Origin of the sequence: Streptomyces venezuelae (assembly GCF_008642335.1) — a bacterium.
GTDB lineage: Bacteria > Actinomycetota > Actinomycetes > Streptomycetales > Streptomycetaceae > Streptomyces > Streptomyces venezuelae_F.
The window spans coordinates 6912911-6939130 of the sequence record NZ_CP029191.1; the positions used below are offsets into that span (position 1 = coordinate 6912911).

Here is a 26220-nt window from a genome sequence, read left to right on the forward strand (position 1 = left end):
TCACCTGAGCAGGTAGGGCATGTTGACGGTGACCGCGCCGGTGGGGCACCGGGCCGCGCACGGGCCGCAGTACCAGCACTCGTCGACGTGCATGTACGCCTTGCCGTTGTCCTCGCGGATCGCGAGCGAGTCGAGCGGGCACATGTCGACGCAGAGGGTGCAGCCGTCGATACAGCGGGACTCGTCGATGGTCACGGGCACGTCGGCGCGCTGCGGGACAACAGGCATGGCTGTCTCCAGGACTCAGAGAAGGGGGGTGGGCAGGAAGAGCGTGCGGGTCAGGCGGACCGGTGCAGGACGCCGCTCATCGTGATGCGGTCGCCGCGGAAGCGGATGAACTCCAGGTCCACGGGCCGCCCGTCGGGCAGATGCGTGAGCCGCTCCAGCATCAGGACGGCGCTGCCGCGCGGCGCCTCAAGGACCGCCGCGGAGTGCGCGTCGGCGTTCACCGCCTCCAGCGTCATGTCGGCGTGCCCGAGCGGGCCGCCGGTCACCGTCTCCAGGAGCCGGAACACGTCCGTGTTCTCCAGGTCGCAGCCGAGCAGCTCGCCGCCCACGTCCATGGGCAGGTACGACAGGTCCAGGGAGAGCGGCAGTCCGTTCAGGCGGCGCAGCCGCTCGATACAGAGCACGTCGGTGTGGTCGGGCAGCCCGAGCCGCCGCGCCACCGGCCCCGGCGCGGAGACCGGGCCGACGGTGCGGACCTCGTTGGTGACCGTGCCGTGTTCGTGCAGCGTCTCGGCGAGGCCCTGCAGCCGGTCGAGTGCGTGCGGGTACTTCTCGCACACGACGACGGTGCCGACGCCGGCCCTCCGGTGCACGAGCTGCTCGCCGCGCAGCAGGTCGAGGGCCTGCCGTACGGTGTTGCGGCTGGCGCGGTAGTCGGCGGCGATGACGTCCTCCAACGGCAGGACGCCGCGCGGGAAGCCGCCCGTGAGGATCTGGTGGCGCAGCAGATCGGCGAGTTGCCGTGCCTGGTCCGCGCGCAGTCGCCGGCGCCGCGCGGCGGCGACCGGAAGCGAGGCGTGGCTGTGTTCGGCTGGCATGGCAGGGAACGTACCGGCGCGGTGGCCGCGGTGGTGTTGCGGCAGCATTGCGCCACCTGACACTTCCGGGAACACCCCTCTGACCTGCGGTGACGCGGGGAGATGTGCAAGATCCGCCACCGGAGTGCCCACTACGTGGACAGCTCCGGCGGCGGAACCGACACAGGCCCTAGCGGCCGCGCACCGTCAGCACGGCGCCCTCACCGTCGCGCTTCCGCAACGTGCGGCTGTCGGCGCCGAGTTCCCGCGAGGTCGGCCGCACCATCACCAGCACCAAGGCGCCCGCCACCAGACCCGCCACGCCCGCCGCCAGCGACGCCCCGTTGAGCCCCGACGCGAAGGCGGCGCGGACCGCGTGCTCCGGCACCGTCCCGTGCAGGGCCGCGGCCCCGCCGCCCGCGGCCGTGTGCGCCGCGTCGTGGCCGAGCGAGTCCTGCATACGCGCGGTCAGCACCGTTCCGAACAGGGCGACCCCGATCGCGTATCCGAGCTGGCGGAAGGTGTTGACCGCGCCGCCCGCCATCCCGGCGTTCGCGGACGGCACCGAGGCGAGCGCGGCCCCCGCGAGCCCCGGTGCGACCAGCCCGGCGCCGACACCCGTGAGCGTGAGCCCCGGCGCGAGCGTCCCCCAGGACGACCCGGCGTCCAGCACCGCCATGCACAGCCCGCCCGCACCGATCAGGAGCAGCCCGCCACCGATGACCAGCCGCGGCGCCACCCCGTGCAGCAGCCGCCCCGCGAGCAGCGCCACCACGAACGACGTCGCGGCGAGCGGCAGCAGCACCAGACTGCCGCGCACCGGGCTCATCCCCAGCACGGTCTGCAGCCAGATGGACAGGTACGGGACGACGCCGAACGCGGCCCCGTTGTAGCCGACCGCGCCGATCAGCACGCCGGTGAACGCGGGCTTGCGCAGCAGCCGCAGATCGAGGAGCGGCTGCGCCACGCGCCGCTCGACCAGGACGAAGCAGAGCAGCGCGAGCGCCGACACCGCGAACGACGTGCCGGCCGCCGCCGACGCCCAGCCGTCCGCACCGCCCCGCAGCACCCCGTACGTCCCCGCCCCCGCGAAGCACGCGAACGCCGCCGTGCCCGCCCAGTCGACCCGGCGCCCGGCGGGCCCGCGCGACTCCGGCACCAGGCGCAGCGTCAGCCAGATCGACGCGACGCTCACCGGCAGGTTCACGAAGAAGATCCAGCGCCAGCCGGGACCTTCGGTGAGCAGGCCGCCCACGATGGGCCCGAGCGCCGCCGAAGCCCCGCTCACCGCACCCCACACGCCGAGCGCCGCCGACCGGTCGCGGCCCTGGTAGGCGGCGCCGAGCAGCGGCAGCGTCGTGGCGAGCATCGCCGCCGCGCCGAGCCCCTGCACGGCGCGCGCCGCCACCAGCACGTCCGCGTCCGACGCCAGTCCGCAGCCCAGCGAGGCGACCGCGAACAGCGCGGTGCCGATGACGTTGAGCCGCCGCCTGCCGAACACATCGGCCGCGGCGCCGACGCCGAGCAGCAGCGCGGCGAGCGCGAGCGCGTAGCCGTCGATGACCCACTGCAGGTCGCTCAGCGAGGCGTGCAGCGCCGCGGCCATGTCGGGCAGCGCCACGATCACGATCGTCACGTCCAGCAGCAGCATGAACGTCCCCAGAGACACCGCCGCGAGCGGCCCCCATGTACGCATTTCCTGTCCTCCGAGTTGTTGTCCGTAGACCTCGTACGATGAGCTGCAGGTGAACGAAGCCGGTGCCAGGGTGCTATCAGGCGTACGGAACCGACATGGGAAGGACATATGGCGGTGGAAACCGACACCTTCGACGAGCTGGACCTCAAGCTGCTGCACGCCCTGGAGATCGACGGCAGGGCGTCCTTCAGTCGCATCGCGGGCGTCCTCGGCGTCTCCGACCAGACCGTCGCCCGCCGCTTCCGCAGGCTGCGGGCCGAGGCGGGGCTGCGCGTCGTCGGGGTGCGCGACACCCGCAGGCTCGGGCAGGACGAGTGGATGCTGCGGCTGCGCTGCGCGCCCGACGGCGCCGAGGCCATCGCGACCGCCCTGGCCCGCCGCCCCGACACCGCGTGGGTCCACCTCACCTCGGCGGGCACGGAAGTCGTCTGCATGACGGTGCCCCGTACACAGGACGACTACGACGACCTGCTCTTCGGCAAGCTCCTGCGCACCCGCAAGCTCGTCGACATCACCGCCCACCAGCTGATGCACCGCTTCTACGGCGGCCGCACGGGCTGGATCGGCAAACACCGCCCGCTCTCCGACGCGCAGGCGGCCGCGCTCGCGCCCGCCCGGACGCCGGCCGGCGCCCCCGCCCCCGCCCTCATCGCCCCCGACGACGAACCCCTGGTCGCCGCCCTCAAGGCCGACGGCCGCGTCACCTACCCGGAGTTGCAGCGGCTGACCGGTCGCTCCGAGTCCTCGGTCAAGCGGCGCGTCGCCGCACTGCTCGGCTCCGGCGCGCTCTACACCGACACCGAGTACGACACCGCGCGCTTCGGCTTCACCACCGCCGCGATGCTCTGGGTCACCGTCGCGCCCGGCGCACTGGACGCGGTGGGCCGGGCGATGGCCGGGCATCCGGAGGTCGCGCACGTCTCCGCGATCACCGGCTCCGCCAATCTGATGGCGAGCGTCCTGACCCGCGACACCGCGGAGCTCTACGCCTACCTGAGCGGCGGGCTCGGCGCCCTGGACGGCGTGCGGCACGTCGAATCGGCGCCCTATGTACGCCGGTTCAAGGAGCTGATCTACCCGCGGCCGCTGCGATAGCCCTCCGGGACTGGTGCCGCCGGTGCCGATGCGCGAATAATCGGAGCACAGCGGCTCTGTCGCCCTCGGGGGGTGGTCGGGTGGTGGTGGCGCGGAACACGGCCGGGAACGGACACCGCAAGGTGATCCGGGTCGCGGTCGTGGACGAGAACGACATTTTCCGTCGCGGGCTCGTGGCCTGCCTGGAGACCGACGAGGCGTTCGTCGTCGCGTACGACGCACGGGACGGGCCCGTACCGGAAGCGGTCGACGTCGTACTGGCGTCGGCCCGCGCCGCCACGGGCCTCGCGGGCCCCGGCCCGCCGAAGCTGATCTGCGGCGAACCCGGCCGCCCCGACGGGCGCCCGCCCCGCGGACCCGCCGACACGGTGCTCTCGCGCACCGGCCTGACCGAGGAACAGGTGCTCGCCGCCGTCCGCGCCGCGGCGTGCGGGCTGCTGGTGGGGCCGGTGCCGTCCCCGGCGGTCGCGCGGGCCACGGGCGGGGGGAGCGGCAGCGACGCGCCGCTGCCCGAACGCATCTCCGCCCGCATGCGGGACGTGCTGAGCCTCCTCGCCGACGGGTACGCGACACGGGAGATCGCCGAGCGGATCGGGTACTCCGAACGCACCGTCAAGAGCGTCGTGCAGCAGACGCAGTGCCGGCTGGGCGCGCGCAACCGCGCCCAGGCGGTGGCGGAGGGCATACGGCGCGGGATCATCTGAGGTGCCCGTCGGGGCAGAGGCCGACCCTTCCGGGGAAGCCGCCGCCCGTGCCGTACCCCTAGGTCGGCCCCCATGGACGCTGTTCCGCGGACCTCGCGTCCTGCTCTGCTTGCCGGATGAAGCGCGCAGACGTCCCGCTGTGGCTGGACGAGTCCAACGTCATCTTCCGGCGGGGCATGGCCGATTGCCTCGCCGGAGCAGGCTTCACGGTGGTCGGGGAGAGCGCGTGGCTGCGCCCGGAGCCCGAACTCGGGGCGTGTGCCGTCCTGTTGACCGAGGTTGGCGGGGACGCGGCAGAGGCGGGAGCGCGGCTGGATGCCGTGGCCCGACTCGTCGCGTCGGAGTCGGCGACCGCGCCGCCCGCGCTGCTCGGCGTACTCGAAGAGGCTCGGCCCGAACTCGTGCGCCCCGCCCTGGAACACGGCTTCACGGGACTGCTCGTCCGCGCCGAGATGACCCCCGACTCCCTGGTCGCCGCGGTCGACGCCGTGGCCTCGGGCGCCGGTTCGCTGCCGCCCGCCGTCCTCACAGGGCTCCTCGCCCGTACCGAAGGCGAACACACGGGTCTGCGCGCGGCGGCCGCCAAGCTGCTCGCCCGACGCGAACTCGACGTCCTCAGACTGCTCGCGGAGGGCAGCAGCACCCGGGAGATCGCCGGAGCGCTCAGCTACTCGGAGCGCACCGTGAAGAACATCGTGCACGACACCCTGGCCAAGCTGAACTGCCGCACGCGCGCCCACGCGGTGGCGATCGTGGTGCGCCAGGGCGCGCTCTGACCACCCCACCGGCTGCCCTTTCGGCCGCACCGATGGCTGCCCGTCCGCATCTCGTTCCCGGGCCCGGGGCGCCCTAGCGTCGAGGCACGGCAGAACGGTGAACGGCCCTCCAGGGGAGGCGACATGTGCTGCGCGTACTGGTGGTCGGCTTCGGCGACATCGCGGGACGGGGGATCAGGTCCATCCTGCGCGGCCCGGACATCCTGGTCACGGAGTGCGGGACCGAGGGGATGACCGCGGTGGTCGCCGGCGTCCGCCCCGACGTCCTGGTCCTGGAAGCGGGACCGCGGGGCGGCGGCGCCCTCGCGGCACGGCTCACGGCCGGGGCGCCGGGCGCGACCGTGGTGCTCTGCTCGGCCCACCGCACCGACCTGCGCGTGTACCCGGCATCGGGCGGCTGCTTCACACGGCCGCTCAGCGAGCGGACCCTCGTCGAGAGCGTGCGGGGGGCGGGGTGAACACGGGGACGACCATGCGGATCACCACGTACCGCGTCCCGTCCGGGCCCGCGGGCACCGCGCGGACGGTGGGGCACATCCGGTCGCTGATCCTCCGCGGCGCCAAGGACATGACCGTACGCCGCCAAGCGGTGCGGCTCCTCAAGGCGCGGGGCGTGCGGCCCAAGGACTACCTCGGCGAGATCGCGGCGCTGTTCACGTGGGTACGGCGGACCGTCCGCTACACCCGCGACCCGTACCGCGTGGAACTGCTGCACTCCGCACGCCGGATGCTCCAGCTGCGCGCGGGCGACTGCGACGACATGACCATCCTGCTCGGCGCGCTGCTGCAGTCCGTCGGGCATCAGGTCCGCATCGTCCTCGTCGGCCCGGACCCGGCGCGCCCCGGCCTGTTCACGCACGTGTATCCCGAGGCCGAGTACCGGGGCCGCTGGATCGCGCTGGACGCCACGATGCCGCACCCCATGGGCTGGGCGCCCGACAGCCCGGTGAAGAAGGTCGTACCGCTCCGCACGAGAAAGGGATGTGCCATGGACGACGCGACGGAAGCGGAAGGCACCATCGGATGGCTGCCGCCGGGTCCGGCGGCGGAACTGGTCGCGGCCGTACGCCGCGACGGGCTTCCCGCCCGCGATCCGCGCGTACGGGCCGTCTGGTCCGGGCTGCGGTCCCAGGGTCTGCTCGACAGGGACCCGTGGGTGCGGCAGGTGCTCCGCAGGATCTGGGGGACGGGGCTCCCGCAGGGCCACCGCCCGCGCACGGCGGCGCGGCTCGCGGCCGCGCTGCGGTACGAGGAGACGCCGGCCGCGGTGTCGCCGGGATACTCCACGGTCTGGGGCCCCGCGGTCGTCGGCCCGCGCTACTACTACGGCTACCGGCCCCGGCCGTACCGGCCTCCGTACCGACCCCCGTACGGATACCCGCGCGCTCCGCACCCCCTCCGCTACCGCTGAGGCAGAAGGCCGACAGGTCGTGCCGAAAGGTTTGGCCGAAAGGAGAACAATGCGATGGCTCGGGTGACCGGCGTCAAGGAGAAGCTGCACAGCCCCCTCTACGACGCCTTCTTCCTCCGTGACGCACAGGACCGCTTCGAGGACAGGATGACCGACCCGCGCGTCATCCGCTTCTTCGTCGACGTACAGGACAAGACGCGCCTGGAGACGAACATGCAGGCGGCGGGCGTGCTGCCCAGTCTCAACACCTTCGAGGCGCGGGCGATGCGCGTGGTGATCAGCGATTCGGCGCCGTCCCACGACCACCCGGACCCCTTCATCCCGGATCTGGTGTTCAGCTCCGTGGTGACGCTGCTGGTCGGCGAGAAGGAGGCGATCACGGCGCCGACGTACATGTTCCCCTCCGGCGCCGGGGTGGTCTCCAGCAACGGTTCGTCCCCGCTCAGCCACGGGATGCCCGACCCGATGGCCACCTTCCGGTTCGCCGAACCGGTCTTCATCGAACCCCAGCAGAACTTCCGCGTGGAGATGCTCTTCCCGCGCGGACTGCCGGTCTCCGTCGCCGACGCGACGGGCCCCCGGCACCTCTGGGTGGTCCTCGACGGCTACCTGGAGCGCGACGTCCAGTAGGGAGGCGGCACAGATGTTGCACGACGGATACGAGGGTTACGACGGCTACGAGGGTTATGAGGGGTACGTGGGTGCCGAGGACTTGGACGGTTACGACGGCCTCGGCGACGAGGAGTTGATGACCGTACAGGGCCTCGACGGGTACGCGGCGTACGACACCTTCGACGGCTTCAACGGTTACGACGGGTTCGCGGGATACGAGGGATACGGCGGCTGCGTGCCGGGCGAGGTGCGCCGGGGCCGCGACGGGCGCCTCTACGAATGGGTGGAGGGGTACGACGGGCTCGGCTCCCCCGTGGGGTTCTGGTCCGTGCTGCCCGCCATCGCCAAGACGGTGCTGCCGCTCGCGGCACGGTATCTGCCCCAGGTGCTGCGCGCCGTCGGCGGCCGTCGACCGGCGCTGCCGCGTGCCGTGCAGGCCCCGGTGTCCTACGCCATGCCGACGCCGCCGGTGCCGCAGCCGCCGCCCGCCGAGGACGACGAGGAGCTGCGCGGCTGCGGCGAGGGCGACGAACCGCTCTCCGCCGCCGAGGAGCCGGGCGGCGGGGTCGAGGGCTACGTCCGCGAACGGCGCGCCAGGACACGGGAGTTCCGCCGACCGGCGCGGGCCCCGGAGCTCTGGCGGCCCATCTGGTGATCCGGAGGTCACGATGCAGTACGGGCAGCGGTACGAGCAGGCGTCGGCCAAGGAGATCCCCTACGACCACGTGGCGGTCCTCAGGCTGCTCGGCCGGGCGGGCAACCGGGTCGAGGACACCGTCAACATCAGTGTCGACGGGGCCTTCGTCGCCACCTCGATCGGCTACAGCTTCATCCCGGCACCCCCCACGGGCGGCATCATCGAGGGGCAGGCGATCACGCTGCCGCCGCCCTTCGACGCGCTGGTGGGGGCCGCGTTCAACGACCCGGCTGACGCGGCGCGCTGTCTGTTCGCGCGGTTCTGCGGCATCGACTTCACGTACAGCATCATCGACAGCGGCACCGGGCGTGAGCTGCAGAACCGGGCGATCCACAACATCGCGGGGCTCGGCAGCGCGGACGGGGCACGGCCGTTCAGGCCCATGGCGAAGCCGATGCTGTTCCTGCCCCGCTCCACCATCCGCATCGTCGTCGACGAGGTGTCCGAAGGGCCTCTCTTCGAGGGCGCGCAGCTGTTCTTCGTGCTGCACGGCTACAAGATGCTCGGATACCTGCCATGACGGTGTGCGGCAGCTCTCGATGCGGCAGCACCCACACGGGCCAGTGCGAGGTCTGCGGGCGGCCGTTGGACTCCCGGGTCTTCGACAGCTCCGGCGTCGTGGCCGCGCCGGGACCGGGGGAGGAGACCGTGCTCGCACGGTTCGCGCTGCCGCCGACGCACTGCGGTGTCCTGCAGTACTTCGCGCAGTTCACCGACCGTTTCGCGCGTGACCCGGGGCGCGCGGCGACCCCGGGCTACCGGTGGCAGATCCGCAGCGACGTACAGCCCCTCGACCCGTACCTGTCCTTCGGGCACATCATCAACCCGTGGGGCCTGTCCGGGTTCCCCGTCGACATCCGGCTCGCCGAAGGGGCCGTCGTCGAGTTCACCGTCCGCAACACCGGCGCGTCGCGCGCGGACGAACTGACCGAGGTGGGCGGGCGGTTGCTGGGGCGGCACTGGTACGACACCCGGTTCGGCGGCGCGCCGGGCCGCCTGTGAGGAGGCGAGGAACATGGTGTACGTCCGAACACCCGCCGGCGACGGAAGCCTTGGCGGCGCCGGTCTGGGGCAGGGGCCGGTGCGGCCGCCGTCCCGCGGCTGCGCGGGCGCGGCCCGCTCCGCCGCCGCACACGACGACGCGTCGGCCGCACTGATCGCACAGCTCAGACTGCCGATCACCAGCGCGCAGACGGCGCTGCAAGCGCGCAGGGCCGACGAACTGCGCCACCTTTTCAGGGCGCTGGACGCCGCCACCGCCCGGCGGCTCGCCGCACGCCTCGACGACCGGACCGACGCCCTGGCGACGTTCTTCGACTGCGAACTGTCCACCCCGCTCAGGGCGGAACTGCGGTCCCTCCTCGTCCGCCCCCCGGAACCCGCCGCCGTCCCACCGCCCAGGCCCCCGACACCGCGTACGCCGGGACCGGGGCCGGGACCGACCCCCTGGACACCGGGCGTGCCACCGCTCATCCCGCCACCCGCACCGGACCCACCACCCCGCCCCGTCCCCCCGAGGCCACCCCTCCGTCCCTACCCGCCCCCACGCGACATCTTCGACTTCCGCCGCCCCACGGGTCCCGGGATCTCGGTCACGGACCTGCTCGACCGTGCCCGGCAGGTCCTCGACCTGGCCCTCGCGGCGGGCGTGACCGGCGCGGCGGTGGCCGCGCTGGGGGCGGCGCTCAACGGGGCGACACAGCTCGCGGGCCTGATCGGCGGGTCCGGGATCGGCACCGGCCTGGTCTTCGACCCGGCGACGGGAAAGCTGTCCATGGCGCCGTTCCCGCCCGACACCGACCCGCACTATCTGACGCTGAGGGCACGGGCGACCGCGCTGCGGCGCCCGGAGTGGGGGCAGTTGGAGCAGCGGCTGCAAGAGGTGGCACGGTTCGAGGACGTGGTGCGTGAGCGGGCCCGGGACGCCCGCGGCCGGTGGCAGAAGCCGCAGCCCGGCGACAAGCCGCCCGGCGCGCCCTTCGAGGACGTGGTGTGTGACCGCGTCCGGCGCGCGTTCCCGTACTCGGCACGCTCCGTCCACGTACGCGCCTTCGTCGTCAGGGGGCAGCCGCACGGCGGCATGGGGAGCCGAGTGATCATCGACTGCGTCGGCTCACGCAGGCCCCATGGCGGGCTCAGGCTCTTCGAGGCCAAGTCGGGCGGCTCGCTGCGACGGCACCAGATCTTCGAGTATCCGCGCCTGGAACGCAACGGCGGCATCATCGTCAGCGACCGCGGCCCCTACCACGCGGGGCAGCGCATCCCCGCGGGTACACCGGTCACGATCATCACCCCCGCCAACATCGACCTCATCCTGCCGCCCTGACACCTCACCGTCCGCCCCGGTGCAGTCGGTCCCCGCCCGCCAGGATCGCCGCCGCCAGCGCGTCCGCCGCGTCCTGGGCCGACGCGCGCCGCTCGCCGTGGAGCAGCACGAAGTCGACCGGCCCCAGCTCGGGCAGCCCTGCCCGGTCCGGGACGCGGACCAGGCCGGGCGGGATGAGGCCCCGCGAGTGCGCCATCACGCCGAGGCCCGCGCGGGCCGCCGCCACCAGGCCGTTCAGGCTGCCGCTCGTGCAGGCCACGCGCCAGGCGCGGCCCCGGCGTTCCAGGGCCTCGAAGGCGAGCGCGCGGGTGATGCCCGGCGGGGGATAGACGATCAGCGGCACCGGCCGCTCGGGGTCGAGGCGGAGCCGTTCCGCGCCGATCCAGACCAGGTCGTCCTGCCACACCAGCTCGCCGCGCGGGTCCTCCGGGCGGCGCTTGGCGAGCACGAGGTCGAGCCTGCCCGCGTCCAGCTGTTGGTGCAGCGTGCCGGACAGCTCGACCGTCAGCTCCAGGTCGACGTCGGGGTGGTCGTGCCGGAACGACTCCAGGATGTCGGTGAGCCGGGTCAGGACGAAGTCCTCCGACGCCCCGAACCGCAGCCGCCCGCCGAGCCGCTTCCCGGCGAAGAACGCGGCGGCCTGTTCGTGGGCCGCGAGGATCCTGCGGGCGAAGCCGAGCATGGCCTCGCCATCCTCGGTCAGCTCCACGCTGTGCGTGTCGCGCGTGAACAGCTGCCGTCCGGTGGCGTCCTCCAGGCGGCGCACGTGCTGGCTGACGGTCGACTGGCGCAGACCGAGCCGGCGGGCGGCCCGGGTGAAACTCAGCGTCTGGGCGACCGCGAGGAACGTACGGAGCTGCGAAGGGTCGTACACCCGCATCATCCTAGTACCGCTCATCGCGCACCGTGATGACAGTCAGCACGGTGTACGGGATTCCCGATCACCCCCATCGGGAGGATCATGGAGAGGACATCACCGACAGCATGGAGCACCGTGAAACGCCTGAAGTGGCCGTCCTGGATGCCGGTCGACCCGTACATCGTGGCGTTGCTCGCGACCGTGGGCCTCGCCGCCCTCCTGCCCGCCCGCGGCACGTCCGCCGACGTCGCCTCCGGCGCCTCCACCGCCGCCGTATCGCTGCTCTTCTTCCTCTACGGCTCCCGGCTCTCCACCCGCGAGGCGCTCGACGGGCTCAAGCACTGGCGGCTCCACGTCACGGTGCTGGCCTGCACGTTCGTCGTGTTCCCGCTGCTCGGGCTCGCCGCGAAGGGCCTCGTCCCGTACGTCCTGACGCCCGCGCTCTTCAGCGGCTTCCTCTTCCTCACCCTCGTGCCCTCGACGATCCAGTCGTCCATCGCGTTCACGTCGATGGCCCGCGGCAACGTGCCCGCGGCGATCTGCGCGGGCTCCTTCTCCTCGCTGGCCGGCATCGTGCTGACCCCGCTGCTCGCGGCCGCGCTGCTCGGCGACAGCGGGGGCGGGTTCTCCGGCGACTCGCTCCTCAAGATCGTGCTGCAGCTGCTCGTGCCGTTCCTCGCCGGGCAGCTCCTGCGCCGGTGGGTGGGGGGCTTCATAGCGCGCCACAAGAAGATCCTCGGCTATGTGGACCGCGGGTCGATCCTGCTCGTCGTCTACACCGCGTTCAGCGAGGGCATGGTGCAGGGCATCTGGGGCCAGGTGCACCCGCTGCGGCTGCTCGCGCTGCTCGGCGTCGAGGCGGTGCTGCTCGCGGTCATGCTGTCGCTGACCTGGTACGGAGCGAAGCGGCTCGGCTTCGGCCGGGCCGACCGGATCGCGATCCAGTTCGCCGGGTCGAAGAAGTCCCTGGCCGCGGGGCTGCCCATGGCGAGCGTCCTGTTCGGCGCGGACGCCTCGCTGGCCGTGCTGCCGCTGATGCTCTTCCACCAGATGCAGCTGATGGTCTGCGCGGTGATCGCCAAGCGCCGCTCGCGGGACCCGGAAGAGTTCGTCAGCGAGCGGCCGCGAGACGCAGGGACACGAACCGCGGTCGGTACAGGGACACGTTCCGGGTGACGTTCGCCTGTGCGTTGGCGGGCGTCGCGTCCAGCCAGTTCACGTCGTAGCTCAGCACGACACGGCCGTCCCCGGCTCTGTCCCCGCCGAGCGCGGGGTGGGCCTGCGGGTTGTAGGCGGCGGTGTCCTGGCGGGGCGCGCTGTCCTTGGGCAGGGCGGCCTCGAATGCCTTGGCGGGGCCGTGCCAGGGTCCGGTGGGGGAGCAGGACCAGTACGAGGTGACGGTGGTCAGGCCTTCAGCGCCCGCCGCCATCGTGAACAGCACGTACGTCCCGTCGTCCCGCACCACGGTGAACGCGCTGCCCACCCCCTTGCGCCTGCCGTCCCCGAGCACGGGCCGGGGCGTGACGTCGTGGCCCCACTCCTCGCCGTCCCAGTACTCCCACGCCGAGCCGTCACCGAGGCTTCCGTGCGGCACCCGCGCGACGTACGCGTCCGAGGAGGGGCGCGAGGCCGCCTGCGCGTCCGTGCCGCCGAAGACGTACGTCCAGTCCTCGTCGTCGGCCGTCGTCGTGCCGTACAGGACGCGCTTCTCGGGGTCGCCGACCGACTGCTGGTCGGAGACCTTCGTGATGCCCTCGACCCGCAGGTCGGGCAGGGAGAGCGTGGCGACCTCGGTGGCGACGGGCACGCCGTAGATCCACGGTCCCCGGCTGGCCATGCGGTTCCACAGCAGCACGCGCACGACCTGTTCGTCGCCGCCGGGGGTGCGGGGTTCCACGCGCGCCGCGACCGGCCAGCGCCACTGCTGGGGCGCCGGGTCGGGGAAGAGCGGCGCGGCGAGGGTGCGCCGCAGGGTGCCCGAACGGGACATCACCACGGCCGAGTTGCGGACCATGGGCGTGTTCGTGTCGCGCCACGTGTGCGGCTGGCCCGCCGGGTTCGGGGGCGCGTGGACCTGGCCGAGGAACGTGTCGGAGAACAGCCACAGCACGCGCCCGTCGGGCAGGCGCACGGAGTGGGTGCCGTCGCCGCCGGTCCAGTCGTCCGTGCGCGTCATGTCGTCGCCGTAGCGCGCGAACTCGCCGGTGGGCCCGTCCTCGGCGGCCGAGGAGGCGACGGTGCGGGGCCGGCACGCCGCGTCGCCCTCCCGGTCGTCTTCTTCCGGGAGGGCGACGAGCAGGACGGCCGCGCAGGCCAGGGCCAGCAGCAGGACCAGCCAGATCCTGCGCGGCCCCGACGCGGCACGTTCGCGGGCGGACACGCCGGGGACGTTAGTTGCTGCCGCGCACCCGGTCCATGGGGAGCCGCACGACGGTGTCCCGTGTCACAGGAACATCACCCGTACGCAGGTCCCCCACCTCGGCGTCGCTCAAGGCCCGCTTGTCCACACGCACTTCGTCGATGGCGCCGGTGAAGTGTGCGCGGCTGTCGAGCCGTTGCCCGACGTGCACGCCGAACGGAGAGTTGCGGCTGACCGTGCCGGGCACGTCGGCGGCGGAGATCTGCGTACCGTCGAGGAACAGCGTCAGGCGGCCGTCGCCGCGGCGCAGCGCGAGGTGGTGCCACGCGCCGTCGTTGTACGCGCTCGTCGTGCGCACCGACGCGGACTTCGGTGGCGCGGCGCCGTCCCGCGTGGTGATGAGGCCGGTGACGCGGTTGCTCGCGGGCTCACCGCGCAGCCACACCTGCGGCTGGTTGGTGCCGATGCCGCCCATCCACAGCAGCGGCTGCTCGCCGGTCGTCGCGTCGTAGCGGAACCACAGGGAGGCGGTGAACTCGCCGCTTCCGAGCGGGAGTCGGCGGCTGAACGGGAGCCGCACCGCGTCATCCGTGCCGTCGAACGCGAGCGCGCCGTCGAAGCGGCCCGGCGTCACGCGCGCCCCGCCGAGCACCGCGGCGTCACGCGCGTCCGGCGCGCGGTCGCTCGTGGTGGGGTCGGGGCCCCGGCGCGGCTTCAGCCAGTCCTCGGTGAACCGGGCGAAGCGGATCTCGTCGCGCGCGTCGACGGCGCCGCCCTCGTACATCAGCCCCACGTGCGTGCGGTCGGCCCGCACCAGGTCCGAGTAGCCGGACCAGTCCGTGGTCACGGTGGTGCCGCGGTCGACGCTGTCCCAGGTGCGGCCGCCGTCGTAGGACGAGCGGATCTGCATCGTGCGGCGGCGGTCGGGGTCGGCCGGGCAGGCGAGCAGCATCCGTTTGCCGAACTGGAGGGTGGAGCCCTGTACTTGGGGCGTGTAGAGGTCGGGGATCGCCCGGAAGGGCGCGGTGAACGTGTTGCCGCCGTCCCGGCTGACGGTGTGCGTGCGGTGGCCCAGGTCCGTGCCGTCCTGTTCGCGTCCGCTCACGTAGACCGCCCCGTCGGGCCGCTCGGTGACGGTCATCTCGGACGGCTTCTGACGGAACGTGCCGTCGGCCGGTATCGGATACGAGTCCGTCGCGCCGATCTTCCAGTGGTCGCCGCCGTCGTCGCTGACGATCAGCGCGGCGTGGTTGGCGGTGATCCGACTGCCGTTCCACGTCTCGGTGTTGGCGGTGAAGACGAGGCGTCCCTTGTGCCGGCCGCGGGTCAGCTGGATGCCGTGCACGGGGCCGGTCGCGTACCAGGAGTTCCACTCCGGCGGCAGGATCTCCTCGCTCAGGTCGCGTGGCGCGGACCAGGTGGCGCCGTCGTCGTCGCTGTACTGCAGGTGAGGGGTCCGGTCGCACGGTATGTCGCAGTTCTTGCCGTCCGTGCGTCCCGTGTTGTACGTCTCGGCCAGCAGGACGCGGCCGGTCTCGCGGTCGACGACGGGCGCCGGATTGCCGTGGGTGTCGCCGTCGCCCTCGTTGATCACCTGGAGGGGGCCCCAGGTGCGGCCGCCGTCGTGCGACCGCTTGAGCACCAGGTCTATGTCGCCCGCGTCGCCGCAGTCGTCGACCCTGCCCTCCGCGAAGGCGAGCAGCGTGCCTTTCGTCGTCCGGACGACGGCGGGGATGCGGTAGCAGGCGTAGCCGGGGTCCCGGTCGGCCTTGAACAGCACCTGCTGTTCGAAGGGCGCGCCCGGGTCCGGGGCCGCCCGCACGGCCTGCGCCGCGGGTGCGGGCAGCAGCGCGCCGACGGTGGCGACGGTCAGGGCGGCGGTGGCGGTGCGGAGTGATCTGAGACGTACGCGGAGGCTCGTTGGCATGGTGCGGTCCGCCTTTCGGGGCGACGGCGACTCATGGCGCGTCCTGACATTGGGGTCCTGACATCCTGACATCCCATGTCCACGTTTCGTCGCAGACGCTACTGGTGGTCACCCACACCCCACAAGGAGTACGGCCTCACGGGATTGCGGCCGCACGGGATCGCGGCGTCACGGGACGAGGACGACCTTGCCCCGGTTGCCGCGCCCCTCGATCACCGCGTGCGCCTTCGCCGCGTCCTCCAGCGGGAACGTGTCGTGCACCGCCACGCGCAGGCGGCCCGCCGCGTGCAGCTCCCACAGCTCCCGCCGCCACGCCTCGTACAGCTCCGGCCGCCCGCGCGCGATCAGCCCCATCTGGAAGCCGATGACGGACTTGGCGCCGACGAGCAGGTCGTACGCGGCCACCGTGCCACCGCCCGAGCTGTACGCCACCAGCCGGCCGTGCGGGGCGAGAGCCCTGACGGCGGGCGCCAGGAGGTCGCCGCCGACCGCGTCCAGGACGTAGTCGACCGGCTCGCCCCACGTCTCCTGGTCGTACGTCACGACGTCATCGGCGCCGAGCCCGCGCACGAAGTCCGCCTTGCCGGGATCGGAGACGGCGGCCACCACGCGTGACGCCCCTTTCAACCGGGCCAGCTGCACGGCGAGATGCCCCACGCCGCTCGCCGCCGCCGTGACGAGCGCGGACTCGCCGGGCGCGGGCCGGGCGGCTTCGAGCGCCCCGTACGCGACGAGCCCGGAGCGGACCAGCGCGACCGCGTCGACGGGGCTCGCCCCGTCCGGGACGAGCGAGGCCATAGCGGTGTCGACCAGGGCGTAGTCGCCGTACCCGTGCCCGAAGACCAGGCCGGTCACGCGGTCACCCGGCGCGTACCCGGTGACGCCCTCGCCGAGCGCGACCACCGCACCGGCGACCTCCCCGCCGAGCGCGATGGGATCACGCGGCTCGCGCACCTTGCGCACGACGGGCAGGGTCACGCCGACCGCCTCGACCCGCACGAGGAGTTCACCGGGTCCGGGCTCGGGGACCGGCACCTCCTCCAGGAACAGCACCTCGGGACCGCCACTGCGCTCGTACCGGACACGACGCATCCGCACCACCTCCACCAACCCTGAATCGTTGGGACCTCCAACGATTGCCTGAGGCCTCACCGTAGAGCAGATACCGTTGGGGAGTCCAATGATTCTTGGGTACGCTTCCTCCATGGCCACGACACCCTCCGCCCCGAGCACCATCCGCACCCTGCCCAGCTGGCTGCTCGGCCGCGCGGCGGCCCGCGGGCGCGCCCTGGTCGCCGACGCGCTGGCCCGCGAGGGGCTCAAGATGTGGCATCACGTGGTGCTCTCCGCCGTCGCGGATCTGGGCCCCGTCGCCCAGGCGGAGCTGGGCCGCGGCGTCTCGCTCGACCCGAAGGACGTGGTCGGCGTCATCAACGACCTCCAGGCCGAAGGCCTCGTCGAACGTGCCCCCGACCCCAGGGACCGGCGCAAGAACGCCATCACCATCACGGCACGCGGCCGGCGCACGGTCGCCCGCTGCGCGGAAGTGGCCGAACAGGCCAACGCCGAACTCCTCGCGTCCCTCTCGCCCGAGGAGAGGGAGCGGTTCCTGGAGATGCTGGCCCGGATCAGCCCTGCGTAGCCGAGGCCCCCAGGGCGACGCGGTGCTCGCCCGCGTACACGTTCATGGAGGGACCCCGCAGGAAGCCGATCAGCGTGAGGCCCGTCTCGGCGGCCAGGTCGACGGCGAGCGAGGACGGCGCGGAGACCGCCGCGAGCACCGGGATGCCCGCCATTACCGCCTTCTGGGCGAGCTCGAAGGAGGCGCGGCCCGAGACGAGCAGGATCGCGCGGGACAGCGGCAGGTCCCCGTTCTGCAGGGCGCGTCCGATCAGCTTGTCCACGGCGTTGTGCCGCCCGACGTCCTCGCGTATGTCGAGCAGTTCGCCCTCCTCGGAGAAGAGCGCCGCCCCGTGCAGGCCGCCGGTCCTGTCGAAGACCCGCTGCGCGGTGCGGAGCCGGTCGGGGAGGCTCGCGAGGAGTTCGGTCCCGATCCGGACCGGCGGGGTGTCGGCGATCGGGAAGCGGGCGGTCGTGCGGACGGCGTCCAGACTCGCCTTGCCGCACAGACCGCAGGACGACGTGGTGTAGACGTTGCGTTCGAGGGTGATGTCGGGAAGCACGACACCGGGGGCGGTCTTCACGTCGACGACGTTGTACGTGTTGGAGCCGTCGGCCGTCGCGCCCGCGCAGTACACGATCGACTGCAGCTCGTCCGCCGCGCCGAGCACACCCTCGCTCACCAGGAAACCGGCCGCCAGCGCGAAGTCGTCGCCGGGCGTGCGCATGGTGATGGCGAGCGGCCTGCCGTTCAGCCGGATCTCCAGCGGTTCCTCGGCGACGAGGGTGTCCGGCCGCTCCGAGACGTGCCCGTCCCTGACCCGGATCACCTTGCGTCGCTCCGTGACTCGTCCCATGTCTTGATCAGTCCCGGTTCTGTACGTGTCGGTACGTGCTGGCGCCCGAAGCCGCCCTCGGTGCAGACCTCATTGTCCTGCACGCGCGGAGCCCGATGGCGGCCCAGGACTCGCACACAAGGTCACACCGCTCTTCAGAGGGTGACCAGATGATGAGAAACGTCCAAACCCTGCCGCCCTTTCCTGTCACATCACGTGCACCGTTACTCATCAGTCGCTGACCAGACTGGAGGGTCCCGTATCTTCGGCCCAAGGGGGACCCGTACATGCACGGCTCGCGCATCGCCGCCGTCGGCCACTACCAGCCCGCCAAGATCCTCACCAACGAGGACCTGGCGGCCAAGGTCGACACAAGCGACGAGTGGATCCGGTCCCGGGTGGGCATCCGCACCCGGCACATCGCGGGCCCGGAGGAGCCGGTCGACGAGCTGGCCGCCCACGCGGGCGGCAAGGCCCTCGCCGCCGCGGGCCTCACCCCCGAGGCGATCGACCTCGTCCTGGTCGCCACGTCCACGGCCATCGACCGCTCGCCGAACATGGCCGCGCGGGTCGCCGCGCGGCTCGGCGTCCCCGGCCCGGCCGCCCTCGACCTCAACGTCGTCTGCGCGGGCTTCACCCACGCCCTCGCCACCGCCGACCACACCCTGCGGGCCGGCGCCGCGACCCGCGCCCTGGTCATCGGCGCCGACAAGATGTCCGAGGTCACCGACTGGACGGACCGCACCACCTGCGTCCTGACCGGCGACGGCGCGGGCGCCGTCGTCCTGGAGGCGTGCGGTCCCGGCGAGGAGCCCGGCGTCGGCCCGGTGCTCTGGGGCTCGGTGCCCGAGATGGGCAACGCCGTGCGCATCGAGGGCACGCCGCCCCGCTTCGCGCAGGAGGGCCAGAGCGTCTACCGCTGGGCGACGACCCAGCTGCCCCCGCTCGCCCGCGCGGCCTGCGAGCGCGCCGGGCTCACCCCCGCCGACCTCGCCGGAGTCGTCCTGCACCAGGCCAACCTCCGCATCATCGAGCCGCTCGCCGAGCGCATCGGCGCGGTCAACGCCGTCGTCGCACGCGACGTCGTCGACTCCGGCAACACGTCGGCGGGCAGCATCCCGATGGCCCTGTCCAAGCTCGTCGAGCGAGGGGAGCTCCGCTCCGGAGACCCGGTCCTGCTCTTCGGCTTCGGCGGCAACCTCTCGTACGCGGGACAGGTCGTGCGCTGCCCGTGAACCCGGAGTCGTGACCCGTCCGTCTCGTACGGTCCTTCGTAGGCCGTAACCGTGCGACGCGACGACCGGGAGAACCGACGTGAGTACGCCCCACCGCATGCCCCACCGCATACGTCCCGTGATCGACGAGGACGTTCCGGTGGCGGTGAACACCCTCGCCAGAGCCTTCGCCGACTATCCCTTCACCCGGCACGTCGTCGCCGCCGACGGCCACCACCGGCGGGTGCGCAGGTTCCAGGAGCTCTTCCTGACGCGCATCGGGATGGTCTACGGACGGGTCTGGGTCGCGGGCGCGGGCCGCGCGGTCGCCGTATGGACCACGCCGGACCGCGACCCGGGGCCCGGCTTCGCCGCGATCGGCCCCCTGATCGAGGAGCTCGCGGGCGACCGCGCGCCCTGGTTCGAGGCGGCGGACCACGCGCTGCGGCCCCACCGGCCGCAGTTCCCCGCCTGGTTCCTCGCCACCGTCGGGGTCGACCCCGACGAACAGGGCAAGGGACTCGGCGGCGCGGTGATCCGACCTGGTCTCGAAGCCGCCGACCGCGCCGGGTACCCCTGTTTCCTGGAGACCTCCACGGAGCAGAACGTGGCGTTCTACGAGCGGCTCGGCTTCGCCGTCACGGCGGACGTCCCGCTCCCGGACAACGGGCCGCGCACCTGGTGCATGCTCAGGAAGCCGGCGTAGCCCCCCTTTGTCCTGTGACTGGAGAAAGTCATGGGTAATTCGCGCTCAACTTCTTCCCAGCCCCGGCAGGCACTGCTACGTTCCCCTCGAAAGCTCGAACCGGGAAGCCCGATGAGGCGGGGAGGGGCGCGTGAGACGTATGACGGCTCGACCCGCCAACACGCACCAGGCACGGCTGCTGCGCCTGTTGCGTGACGGAGGACCCAACTCCCGCGCCCAGCTGGGCGATCAGGTCGACCTCTCACGGTCCAAGCTCGCCGTCGAGGTCGACCGGCTCCTGGAGACCGGACTCGTGGTCGCCGACGGACTCGCCGCCTCGCGCGGCGGCCGCCGCTCCCACAACATCCGCCTGGCCCCCGCCCTCCGCTTCCTCGGCGTGGACATCGGCGCGACCTCGGTCGACGTCGCCGTGACCAACGCCGAGCTGGAGGTCCTCGGCCACATCAACCAGCCCATGGACGTGCGCGAGGGCCCGGTCGCGGTCTTCGAACAGGTCCTCGCCATGGCGGCCAAGCTCAAGGCCTCCGGGCTCGCGGAAGGGTTCGACGGCGCCGGTATCGGCGTCCCCGGCCCCGTCCGCTTCCCCGAGGGCGTGCCGGTCGCCCCGCCGATCATGCCGGGGTGGGACGGCTTCCCCGTCAGGGAGGCCCTCAGCCAGGACCTGGGCTGCCCCGTCATGGTCGACAACGACGTGAACCTCATGGCGATGGGGGAGCAGCACGCGGGCGTCGCACGCTCCGTGGCCGACTTCCTCTGCGTCAAGATCGGCACGGGCATCGGCTGCGGCATCGTCGTCGGCGGTGAGGTCTACCGCGGTACGACGGGCAGCGCCGGCGACATCGGCCACATCCAGTCCGAACCGGACGGACGCCCCTGCGCCTGCGGAAACAAGGGCTGCCTGGAGGCCTATTTCAGCGGCGCGGCGCTCGCCCGCGACGCCGAGGAGGCGGCCAGGGAGGGACGTTCGGCGGAGCTCGCCACGCGGCTCGACGAGGCGGGACGGCTCAGCGCCGTCGACGTCGCGGCGGCCGCCGCCGCGGGTGACGCCACCGCACTCGACCTCATCCGCGAGGGCGGCAACCGCACCGGCCAGGTCATCGCGGGCCTCGTCAGCTTCTTCAACCCCGGACTCGTGGTGATCGGCGGCGGCGTCACCGGCCTCGGCCACACGCTGCTCGCCGCGATCCGCACCCAGGTCTACCGTCAGTCGCTGCCCCTGGCGACCGGCAACCTTCCCATCGTCCTCGGCGAGTTGGGCCCCACCGCCGGAGTCATCGGCGGCGCCCGCCTCATCAGCGACCACCTGTTCTCCCCGGCCTGACAGCCACGTACGGCACGTACAGCACGTACGGCACGTAGCGCCACCTCACCTCATCCGGAACAGCGCCCCGCTCCGCCCTGCCCTGAATCCGCCCTGCCCTGCTGCGATCGCCGCCGAGGGGAACCGTCATGGCACAAGAACCACCGCTGCTCACCATGTCCGGCATCACCAAGTCGTTCCCCGGAGTCCGTGCCCTCGACGGCGTCGACCTCCAGGTGCAGGCCGGGGAAGTGCACTGCCTCCTCGGCCAGAACGGCGCCGGGAAGTCCACCCTCATCAAGGTCCTCGCCGGCGCCCACCAGCCCGACGGCGGCGAGATCACCTGGCGGGGCGAGCGCACCACGCTCCGCTCCCCGATCGCCGCCATGCGGCTCGGCATCGCCACCATCTACCAGGAGCTCGACCTGGTGGAAGGTCTTTCCGTGGCCGAGAACGTCCACCTCGGACACGAGCCGACCGCCGCCGGTTTCGTGGTCCGCGGCCGGGAGGCCAGAGCATCGACGGCCGCGTTGCTGAAGCGACTTGGGCACAGTGAGATCGATCCGGGGCGGCTCGTCGGTGACCTCTCCGCCGCCCAGCAGCAGATCGTGTCGATGGCCCGCGCGCTCTCCCACGAGGTGCGCCTCATCGTCATGGACGAGCCGTCCGCGGCCCTCGACCCCGACGAGGTCGACAACCTGTTCCGCATCGTCGGCGACCTCACGGCGGACGGCGTCGCCGTCGTCTACATCTCCCACCGGCTCGAGGAGATCCGCCGCATCGGCGACCGCGTCACCGTCCTCAAGGACGGGCGGGCCGTCGCGGGCGGACTGCCCGCCGATTCCACCCCCACCAAGGACGTCGTGGCGCTGATGACCGGCCGCAACGTCGAGTACGTCTTCCCGGACCGACCCATCGAACCGCCCGTCGGGGAACCGGTGTTGACGGTACGCGGCCTCGCCCGGCACGACGAGTTCGAACCCTTCGACCTCGATCTGCGGCCCGGCGAGATCGTGGGCCTCGCCGGACTCGTCGGCTCCGGACGCTCCGAGATACTCGAGACGATCTACGGCGCCCGCAAGCCCGGCGCCGGCCACGTGGCGGTGAACGGCAAGGCGTTGCGACCCGGCAGCGTCCGCGCCGCCGTCCGTGCCGGGCTCGGACTCGCCCCTGAGGAACGCAAGGCGCAGGCCCTCCTCATGCTGGAGTCCGTCACCCGTAACGTATCCGTCTCCTCCATGTCCCGTTTCTCACGCGGCGGCTGGCTCGACCGGGGCGCCGAACGCGAGGCCACCCGCGCGGCGACCCGCGAGCTCTCCCTGCGGCCCGACGAACCCTCCGTGCCCGTTCGCACCCTCTCCGGCGGCAACCAGCAGAAGGCCGTCCTGGCCCGCTGGCTGCTGCGCGGCTGCCGCGTGCTGCTGCTCGACGAGCCGACCCGCGGCGTCGACGTCGGCGCCCGCGCGGAGCTGTACGCGGTCATCCGCCGCCTCGCCGACGAAGGCCTCGCCGTACTCCTCGTCTCCAGCGAAGTACCCGAGGTGCTCGGCCTCGCCGACCGCGTCCTGGTGCTCCGCGAAGGCCGCGTCGTCCACGCCGCGCCCGCACGTGAACTCGATGAACACCGCGTACTCGACCTCGTCCTCGAAGGGAGCCCGGCGGCATGACCCAGCCAGCCCCGGCGGCCGAGGCCGCCACCCACAAGAGCACCCCCGCAGACGGCGGCAGCCCGTGGCGCACCGCCTTCGCCCGCGCCGACGTGCGGACGCTCTCCCTGCTCGGCGTGCTCGCCGCACTGATCGTGATCGGCGGCATCACCCAGCCCGACTCGTTCCTCGACTCCGACAACGTCCAGCTGATCCTCACCCAGGCCTCCGTCATCGGTGTGGTCACCGTCGGCATGACCTTCGTGATCATCTCCGGCGGCATCGACCTGTCGGTCGGCGCGATCGTCGCGCTCGCCTCCGTGTGGGCGACGACGGTCGCCACCCAGGAGTACGGCTTCGCCGGCATCCTCTTCACCGCGGTCATCGTCGGCATGGGGTGCGGCCTGGTGAACGGCCTGCTCATCGCGTACGGCGCGATCGTGCCGTTCATCGCCACCCTCGCCATGCTGGCGGCGGGCCGCGGCCTCGCCCTGCAGATCACCGACGGCAAGACGCAGATGGTCACCGTCGACGGGGTCCTGAAGCTCGGCGAGCGCGACTCGTACATCCTCGGCATCCCGCCGCTGGTCCTCGTCTTCGCCGCCGTCACCGTCGCCGGCTGGCTGATCCTGAACCGCACCACCTTCGGACGTCGCTCGGTCGCCGTCGGCGGCAACGCGGAAGCGGCCCGCCTGGCCGGCATCGACGTCCGCAGGCAGCGCCTCTACCTGTACCTGCTCTCCGGGCTCTGCTGCGGCATCGCGGCCTTCCTTCTGATCATCCTCTCCGGTTCGGGCCAGAACACCAACGGCAACCTGTACGAACTCGACGCGATCGCGGCGGTGATCATCGGCGGCACCCTGCTCAGCGGCGGCCGTGGCACCATCACCGGCTCCGTGCTCGGCGTGCTGATCTTCACCACGATCCAGAACATCTTCGCCCTCAACAACCTGGAGACCGCGACCCAGCAGATCGCCAAGGGCGCGATCATCGTCGCCGCGGTGCTCGTCCAGCGACGCTCGGCCACCACCACCTGACCCGCACCTGACCCTCACCTGACCCGAGAGGCTCACCCATGCCATCCCACACGAGCCGCAGAGGACTCCTCTTCGGAGCCGCCGCGCTGTCCACCGGAGCCCTCATCACGGGCTGCACCAGCAACGAGTCCAAGGACGACGACTCCGACGACAAATCGCAGCAGGTCGCCGACGACAGGCCGGGCAAGAAGGTCACCATCGGCTTCGCGGGCCCCCAGGCCGACCACGGCTGGCTCAACGCGATCAACGACAACGCCAAGAAGCGCGCCGAGAAGTACGCGGACGTCACGCTGGAGGCCACCGAGGGCTCCAACGACACCGCCGCGCAGATCGGCCAGGTCGAGACGCTGATCAACAAGAAGGTCGACGTCCTCGTCGTCCTTCCCGCCGACGGCAAGGCGCTCACCCAGGTCGGCCTGAAGGCGATGAGGGCGGGCATCCCCGTCGTCAACCTCGACCGCGTCTTCGCGTCCCCGCAGGCCTACCGCTGCTGGATCGGCGGCGACAACTACGGCATGGGCCTGAGCGCCGGGCACTACATCGGCGAGAAGCTCAAGGACAAGAAGAACGCCCGCGTCGTGGAGCTGGCGGGACTCGACAACCTGGAGCTCACCAAGCAGCGCTCCAAGGGCTTCGACGACGCCCTGAAGAACTACCCGAACATCAAGAAGGTCGCCCGGCAGGCAGCCGACTTCACCGTCGAGTCCGGGCAGTCGAAGATGTCGCAACTCCTCCAGGCGCAGAAGAACTTCGACGCCCTGTGGAACCACGACGACGACCAGGGCGTGGGCGCCCTGCGCGCCATCAAGCAGGCGGGCCGCGACGACTTCCTGATGGTCGGCGGCGCGGGCGCGCTCTCCGCCATGCAGGCCATCGAGGCGGACAACAGCGTCCTGAAGGCCACCGTCCTCTACCCGCCGACCATGGCCGCGTCCGCGATCGACCTCGCGCGCGCCCTCGGCCAGGGCAAGGGCATCAACGGCATGGCGGAGTTCGAGATCCCCTCCTTCGTCACCTGCTACTCGGCCGTGGTCGACAAGGAGAACGTCGGCCAGTACATGTCCACCGGTTTCAAGTGATGCGCACGCCCGCACCCCCCACCGAGCGTCGACGAGGAGGATTACCGCATGCGTGAGACGGAAACCGAGGCCGGCGCGGAGACCGGGGCCGGGTCCGGTGCCGACTCCGTGCCCACCGGGAAGCGCCCCCTGGGCGTGGGCATGGTCGGCTACGCCTTCATGGGCGCCGCCCACTCGCAGGGCTGGCGCACCGTGGGACGGGTCTTCGACCTGCCGGTACGACCGGTGCTCTCGGCCGTCTGTGGCCGTGACGGCGGCGCCGTGCGCGCCGCCGCCGACCGGCTCGGCTGGGCCGCCGCCGAGACCGACTGGCGCGCCCTGATCGCCCGGGACGACGTCGACCTCGTCGACATCTGCACACCCGGCGACAGCCATGCGGAGATCGCCCTCGCCGCCCTGGAGGCGGGCAAGCACGTGCTGTGCGAGAAGCCCCTCGCCAACACCGTCGAGGAGGCCGAGGCGATGGCCGAGGCCGCCGAACGGGCCCGCGCCCGCGGCCAGGTGGCCATGGTCGGCTTCAACTACCGCCGGGTGCCCGCCCTCGCGCTCGCCCGTCGGATGGTCGCCGAGGGGCGGCTCGGGGCGCTGCGCCACGTACGTCTGACGTACCTTCAGGACTGGCTGGTCGACGCGTCGTTCCCGCTCACGTGGCGGCTGCGCAAGGACCGGGCGGGCTCCGGGGCGCTGGGTGACCTGGGGGCGCACATCGTCGACCTCGCGCAGTACCTGGTGGGGGAGCCGGTGGCCGGGGTGTCCGCGCTCACCGAGACGTTCGTACGCGAACGGCCGCTGCTTGAGGGCGCGTCCAGCGGGCTCACCGCGGAGGGCGGCGGCCGGCTCGGAACGGTCACCGTCGACGACGCCGCCGTCTTCACGGCCCGGTTCCCGTCCGGCGCCCTCGCCTCCTTCGAGGCGACCCGCTTCGCCGCGGGCCGCAAGAACGCGCTGCGGCTCGAACTGAACGGCACCGATGGCTCGTTGGCCTTCGACCTGGAGCGCCTGAACGAGCTGTCCTTCCACGACCACACCGAGCCCGCCGCGTCGTCCGGGTTCCGCCGCATCCTGGTGACCGAACCCGACCACCCGTACGTGGACGCCTGGTGGCCGCCGGGCCACGGCCTCGGCTATGAGCACACCTTCGTGCACCAGGCCCGCGACCTGCTGCACGCCATCGCGACCGGGGCGCGGCCCGAACCGTCCTTCGCCGACGGCCTGTCCGTGCAGCGGGTGCTCGCCGCGGTGGAGGAGAGCGCGGCGAAGAACTCCGTGTACACGCTGATCCCCGCCTGAGGAGG

27 protein-coding genes are annotated in these 26220 nt (G+C 72.4%); 19 read left to right on the forward strand and 8 right to left on the reverse strand.

Annotated features, from left to right (window positions below; genetic code table 11):
• From DEJ49_RS30955 to DEJ49_RS30965, 3 genes are all read right to left on the reverse strand, one after another.
• A complete protein-coding gene (locus DEJ49_RS30955) occupies nucleotides 1-228 on the reverse strand; it encodes a ferredoxin family protein (RefSeq protein ID WP_055563275.1) in 228 nt (75 codons plus the stop codon).
• 50 nt (nucleotides 229-278) lie between these two features.
• Nucleotides 279-1046, reverse strand: coding sequence for a GntR family transcriptional regulator (locus DEJ49_RS30960; RefSeq protein ID WP_150187161.1), 768 nt, complete (start codon nucleotides 1044-1046; stop codon nucleotides 279-281).
• A 169-nt stretch (nucleotides 1047-1215) separates the two neighbouring features.
• Entirely contained in the window at nucleotides 1216-2721 is a 1506-nt protein-coding gene (locus tag DEJ49_RS30965) for an MFS transporter (protein WP_150187162.1), read from the reverse strand.
• A gap of 108 nt (nucleotides 2722-2829) precedes the next feature.
• Here DEJ49_RS30965 and DEJ49_RS30970 point away from each other — a divergent pair, with 108 nt between their 5' ends.
• The 10 genes from DEJ49_RS30970 to DEJ49_RS31015 all read left to right on the forward strand — a co-directional run bounded on the left by DEJ49_RS30970 (nucleotide 2830) and on the right by DEJ49_RS31015 (nucleotide 10342).
• The gene (locus DEJ49_RS30970) at nucleotides 2830-3816 is read left to right on the forward strand and encodes an Lrp/AsnC family transcriptional regulator (RefSeq protein ID WP_150187163.1); all 987 of its coding nucleotides are present in this window, start codon (nucleotides 2830-2832) and stop codon (nucleotides 3814-3816) included.
• Nucleotides 3817-3902: 86 nt separating this feature from the next.
• Nucleotides 3903-4520: a response regulator transcription factor gene (locus tag DEJ49_RS36805; protein ID WP_150187164.1), complete on the forward strand. Its 618-nt coding sequence runs from the start codon at nucleotides 3903-3905 to the stop codon at nucleotides 4518-4520.
• A gap of 116 nt (nucleotides 4521-4636) precedes the next feature.
• Nucleotides 4637-5296: a response regulator transcription factor gene (locus DEJ49_RS30980; protein ID WP_150187165.1), complete on the forward strand. Its 660-nt coding sequence runs from the start codon at nucleotides 4637-4639 to the stop codon at nucleotides 5294-5296.
• Nucleotides 5297-5421: 125 nt separating this feature from the next.
• Nucleotides 5422-5754, forward strand: a complete 333-nt coding sequence (locus DEJ49_RS30985) for a hypothetical protein (protein ID WP_150187166.1) — start codon at nucleotides 5422-5424, stop codon at nucleotides 5752-5754.
• A gap of 14 nt (nucleotides 5755-5768) precedes the next feature.
• Complete coding sequence (locus DEJ49_RS30990) at nucleotides 5769-6707, forward strand: transglutaminase-like domain-containing protein (protein WP_150187167.1); 939 nt, start codon at nucleotides 5769-5771, stop codon at nucleotides 6705-6707.
• A 54-nt stretch (nucleotides 6708-6761) separates the two neighbouring features.
• Nucleotides 6762-7337, forward strand: a complete 576-nt coding sequence (locus tag DEJ49_RS30995) for a hypothetical protein (protein WP_150187168.1) — start codon at nucleotides 6762-6764, stop codon at nucleotides 7335-7337.
• 13 nt (nucleotides 7338-7350) lie between these two features.
• A complete protein-coding gene (locus DEJ49_RS31000) occupies nucleotides 7351-7974 on the forward strand; it encodes a hypothetical protein (protein WP_150187169.1) in 624 nt (207 codons plus the stop codon).
• A gap of 13 nt (nucleotides 7975-7987) precedes the next feature.
• Nucleotides 7988-8536 carry a hypothetical protein gene (locus tag DEJ49_RS31005; protein WP_150187170.1) on the forward strand — a complete coding sequence of 183 codons (549 nt, stop codon included), beginning with the start codon at nucleotides 7988-7990 and terminating at the stop codon, nucleotides 8534-8536.
• A 65-nt stretch (nucleotides 8537-8601) separates the two neighbouring features.
• Nucleotides 8602-9018, forward strand: a complete 417-nt coding sequence (locus DEJ49_RS31010; RefSeq protein ID WP_150187171.1) for a hypothetical protein — start codon at nucleotides 8602-8604, stop codon at nucleotides 9016-9018.
• A 13-nt stretch (nucleotides 9019-9031) separates the two neighbouring features.
• Nucleotides 9032-10342: a hypothetical protein gene (locus DEJ49_RS31015; RefSeq protein WP_150187172.1), complete on the forward strand. Its 1311-nt coding sequence runs from the start codon at nucleotides 9032-9034 to the stop codon at nucleotides 10340-10342.
• Nucleotides 10343-10346: 4 nt separating this feature from the next.
• On the opposite strand, the gene DEJ49_RS31020 is transcribed toward DEJ49_RS31015, so the two are convergent.
• The gene (locus DEJ49_RS31020) at nucleotides 10347-11216 is read right to left on the reverse strand and encodes a LysR family transcriptional regulator (protein WP_150187173.1); all 870 of its coding nucleotides are present in this window, start codon (nucleotides 11214-11216) and stop codon (nucleotides 10347-10349) included.
• A 120-nt stretch (nucleotides 11217-11336) separates the two neighbouring features.
• Between DEJ49_RS31020 and DEJ49_RS31025 the strand changes: the two genes are divergently transcribed.
• On the forward strand, nucleotides 11337-12377 hold the full coding sequence (locus tag DEJ49_RS31025) for a bile acid:sodium symporter family protein (RefSeq protein WP_150187174.1): 1041 nt from the start codon (nucleotides 11337-11339) through the stop codon (nucleotides 12375-12377).
• Here the strand turns inward: DEJ49_RS31025 and DEJ49_RS31030 are convergent.
• The 3 genes from DEJ49_RS31030 to DEJ49_RS31040 all read right to left on the reverse strand — a co-directional run bounded on the left by DEJ49_RS31030 (nucleotide 12313) and on the right by DEJ49_RS31040 (nucleotide 16579).
• Nucleotides 12313-13581: a DUF4185 domain-containing protein gene (locus DEJ49_RS31030; RefSeq protein WP_223833054.1), complete on the reverse strand. Its 1269-nt coding sequence runs from the start codon at nucleotides 13579-13581 to the stop codon at nucleotides 12313-12315. The genes DEJ49_RS31025 and DEJ49_RS31030 overlap by 65 nt on opposite strands.
• Nucleotides 13582-13591: 10 nt before the next feature.
• Nucleotides 13592-15487, reverse strand: a complete 1896-nt coding sequence (locus DEJ49_RS31035; RefSeq protein ID WP_150187175.1) for a sialidase family protein — start codon at nucleotides 15485-15487, stop codon at nucleotides 13592-13594.
• Nucleotides 15488-15655: 168 nt separating this feature from the next.
• Entirely contained in the window at nucleotides 15656-16579 is a 924-nt protein-coding gene (locus tag DEJ49_RS31040) for a zinc-binding alcohol dehydrogenase family protein (protein ID WP_150187176.1), read from the reverse strand.
• 112 nt (nucleotides 16580-16691) lie between these two features.
• On the opposite strand from DEJ49_RS31040, the gene DEJ49_RS31045 reads away from it, so the two are divergent.
• The gene (locus tag DEJ49_RS31045) at nucleotides 16692-17129 is read left to right on the forward strand and encodes a MarR family winged helix-turn-helix transcriptional regulator (protein ID WP_150187177.1); all 438 of its coding nucleotides are present in this window, start codon (nucleotides 16692-16694) and stop codon (nucleotides 17127-17129) included.
• Here the strand turns inward: DEJ49_RS31045 and fdhD are convergent.
• A complete protein-coding gene (gene fdhD, locus DEJ49_RS31050) occupies nucleotides 17116-17964 on the reverse strand; it encodes a formate dehydrogenase accessory sulfurtransferase FdhD (protein WP_150187178.1) in 849 nt (282 codons plus the stop codon). The two genes, DEJ49_RS31045 and fdhD, sit on opposite strands and share 14 nt — an antisense overlap.
• 266 nt (nucleotides 17965-18230) lie before the next feature.
• Here fdhD and DEJ49_RS31055 point away from each other — a divergent pair, with 266 nt between their 5' ends.
• The 7 genes from DEJ49_RS31055 (at nucleotide 18231) to DEJ49_RS31085 (ending at nucleotide 26215) form a co-directional block, all read left to right on the forward strand.
• The gene (locus DEJ49_RS31055) at nucleotides 18231-19178 is read left to right on the forward strand and encodes a beta-ketoacyl-ACP synthase III (RefSeq protein ID WP_150187179.1); all 948 of its coding nucleotides are present in this window, start codon (nucleotides 18231-18233) and stop codon (nucleotides 19176-19178) included.
• A gap of 97 nt (nucleotides 19179-19275) precedes the next feature.
• Nucleotides 19276-19863, forward strand: coding sequence for a GNAT family N-acetyltransferase (locus tag DEJ49_RS31060; RefSeq protein WP_150188589.1), 588 nt, complete (start codon nucleotides 19276-19278; stop codon nucleotides 19861-19863).
• 139 nt (nucleotides 19864-20002) lie between these two features.
• A complete protein-coding gene (locus DEJ49_RS31065; protein WP_150187180.1) occupies nucleotides 20003-21184 on the forward strand; it encodes an ROK family transcriptional regulator in 1182 nt (393 codons plus the stop codon).
• A gap of 128 nt (nucleotides 21185-21312) precedes the next feature.
• Nucleotides 21313-22830, forward strand: a complete 1518-nt coding sequence (locus DEJ49_RS31070; RefSeq protein ID WP_150187181.1) for a sugar ABC transporter ATP-binding protein — start codon at nucleotides 21313-21315, stop codon at nucleotides 22828-22830.
• Entirely contained in the window at nucleotides 22827-23846 is a 1020-nt protein-coding gene (locus DEJ49_RS31075) for an ABC transporter permease (protein ID WP_150187182.1), read from the forward strand. Before DEJ49_RS31070 ends, DEJ49_RS31075 begins: the two co-directional genes overlap by 4 nt.
• Before the next feature lie 38 nt (nucleotides 23847-23884).
• Nucleotides 23885-24925, forward strand: a complete 1041-nt coding sequence (locus tag DEJ49_RS31080; RefSeq protein WP_150187183.1) for a substrate-binding domain-containing protein — start codon at nucleotides 23885-23887, stop codon at nucleotides 24923-24925.
• 141 nt (nucleotides 24926-25066) lie between these two features.
• On the forward strand, nucleotides 25067-26215 hold the full coding sequence (locus DEJ49_RS31085) for a Gfo/Idh/MocA family protein (RefSeq protein ID WP_411757258.1): 1149 nt from the start codon (nucleotides 25067-25069) through the stop codon (nucleotides 26213-26215).
• Nucleotides 26216-26220 lie beyond the last annotated feature (5 nt).

What these genes read in the sequence shown, in the direction of transcription:
- DEJ49_RS31085 (WP_411757258.1), top strand. Translation starts at nt 25,067, where the DNA reads ATGGTCGGCTACGCCTTCATGGGCGCCGCCCACTCGCAGGGCTGGCGC.
- fdhD (WP_150187178.1), bottom strand. Translation starts at nt 17,964, where the DNA reads ATGGGACGAGTCACGGAGCGACGCAAGGTGATCCGGGTCAGGGACGGG.
- DEJ49_RS31015 (WP_150187172.1), top strand. Translation starts at nt 9,032, where the DNA reads ATGGTGTACGTCCGAACACCCGCCGGCGACGGAAGCCTTGGCGGCGCC.
- DEJ49_RS31045 (WP_150187177.1), top strand. Translation starts at nt 16,692, where the DNA reads ATGGCCACGACACCCTCCGCCCCGAGCACCATCCGCACCCTGCCCAGC.
- DEJ49_RS30955 (WP_055563275.1), bottom strand. Translation starts at nt 228, where the DNA reads ATGCCTGTTGTCCCGCAGCGCGCCGACGTGCCCGTGACCATCGACGAG.
- DEJ49_RS31035 (WP_150187175.1), bottom strand. Translation starts at nt 15,487, where the DNA reads ATGCCAACGAGCCTCCGCGTACGTCTCAGATCACTCCGCACCGCCACC.
- DEJ49_RS30980 (WP_150187165.1), top strand. Translation starts at nt 4,637, where the DNA reads ATGAAGCGCGCAGACGTCCCGCTGTGGCTGGACGAGTCCAACGTCATC.
- DEJ49_RS30960 (WP_150187161.1), bottom strand. Translation starts at nt 1,046, where the DNA reads ATGCCAGCCGAACACAGCCACGCCTCGCTTCCGGTCGCCGCCGCGCGG.
- DEJ49_RS31055 (WP_150187179.1), top strand. Translation starts at nt 18,231, where the DNA reads ATGCACGGCTCGCGCATCGCCGCCGTCGGCCACTACCAGCCCGCCAAG.
- DEJ49_RS31070 (WP_150187181.1), top strand. Translation starts at nt 21,313, where the DNA reads ATGGCACAAGAACCACCGCTGCTCACCATGTCCGGCATCACCAAGTCG.
- DEJ49_RS31065 (WP_150187180.1), top strand. Translation starts at nt 20,003, where the DNA reads ATGACGGCTCGACCCGCCAACACGCACCAGGCACGGCTGCTGCGCCTG.
- DEJ49_RS30995 (WP_150187168.1), top strand. Translation starts at nt 6,762, where the DNA reads ATGGCTCGGGTGACCGGCGTCAAGGAGAAGCTGCACAGCCCCCTCTAC.
- DEJ49_RS31080 (WP_150187183.1), top strand. Translation starts at nt 23,885, where the DNA reads ATGCCATCCCACACGAGCCGCAGAGGACTCCTCTTCGGAGCCGCCGCG.
- DEJ49_RS30965 (WP_150187162.1), bottom strand. Translation starts at nt 2,721, where the DNA reads ATGCGTACATGGGGGCCGCTCGCGGCGGTGTCTCTGGGGACGTTCATG.
- DEJ49_RS31005 (WP_150187170.1), top strand. Translation starts at nt 7,988, where the DNA reads ATGCAGTACGGGCAGCGGTACGAGCAGGCGTCGGCCAAGGAGATCCCC.
- DEJ49_RS31060 (WP_150188589.1), top strand. Translation starts at nt 19,276, where the DNA reads ATGCCCCACCGCATACGTCCCGTGATCGACGAGGACGTTCCGGTGGCG.
- DEJ49_RS31000 (WP_150187169.1), top strand. Translation starts at nt 7,351, where the DNA reads ATGTTGCACGACGGATACGAGGGTTACGACGGCTACGAGGGTTATGAG.
- DEJ49_RS30990 (WP_150187167.1), top strand. Translation starts at nt 5,769, where the DNA reads ATGCGGATCACCACGTACCGCGTCCCGTCCGGGCCCGCGGGCACCGCG.
- DEJ49_RS31040 (WP_150187176.1), bottom strand. Translation starts at nt 16,579, where the DNA reads ATGCGTCGTGTCCGGTACGAGCGCAGTGGCGGTCCCGAGGTGCTGTTC.
- DEJ49_RS30970 (WP_150187163.1), top strand. Translation starts at nt 2,830, where the DNA reads ATGGCGGTGGAAACCGACACCTTCGACGAGCTGGACCTCAAGCTGCTG.
- DEJ49_RS31075 (WP_150187182.1), top strand. Translation starts at nt 22,827, where the DNA reads ATGACCCAGCCAGCCCCGGCGGCCGAGGCCGCCACCCACAAGAGCACC.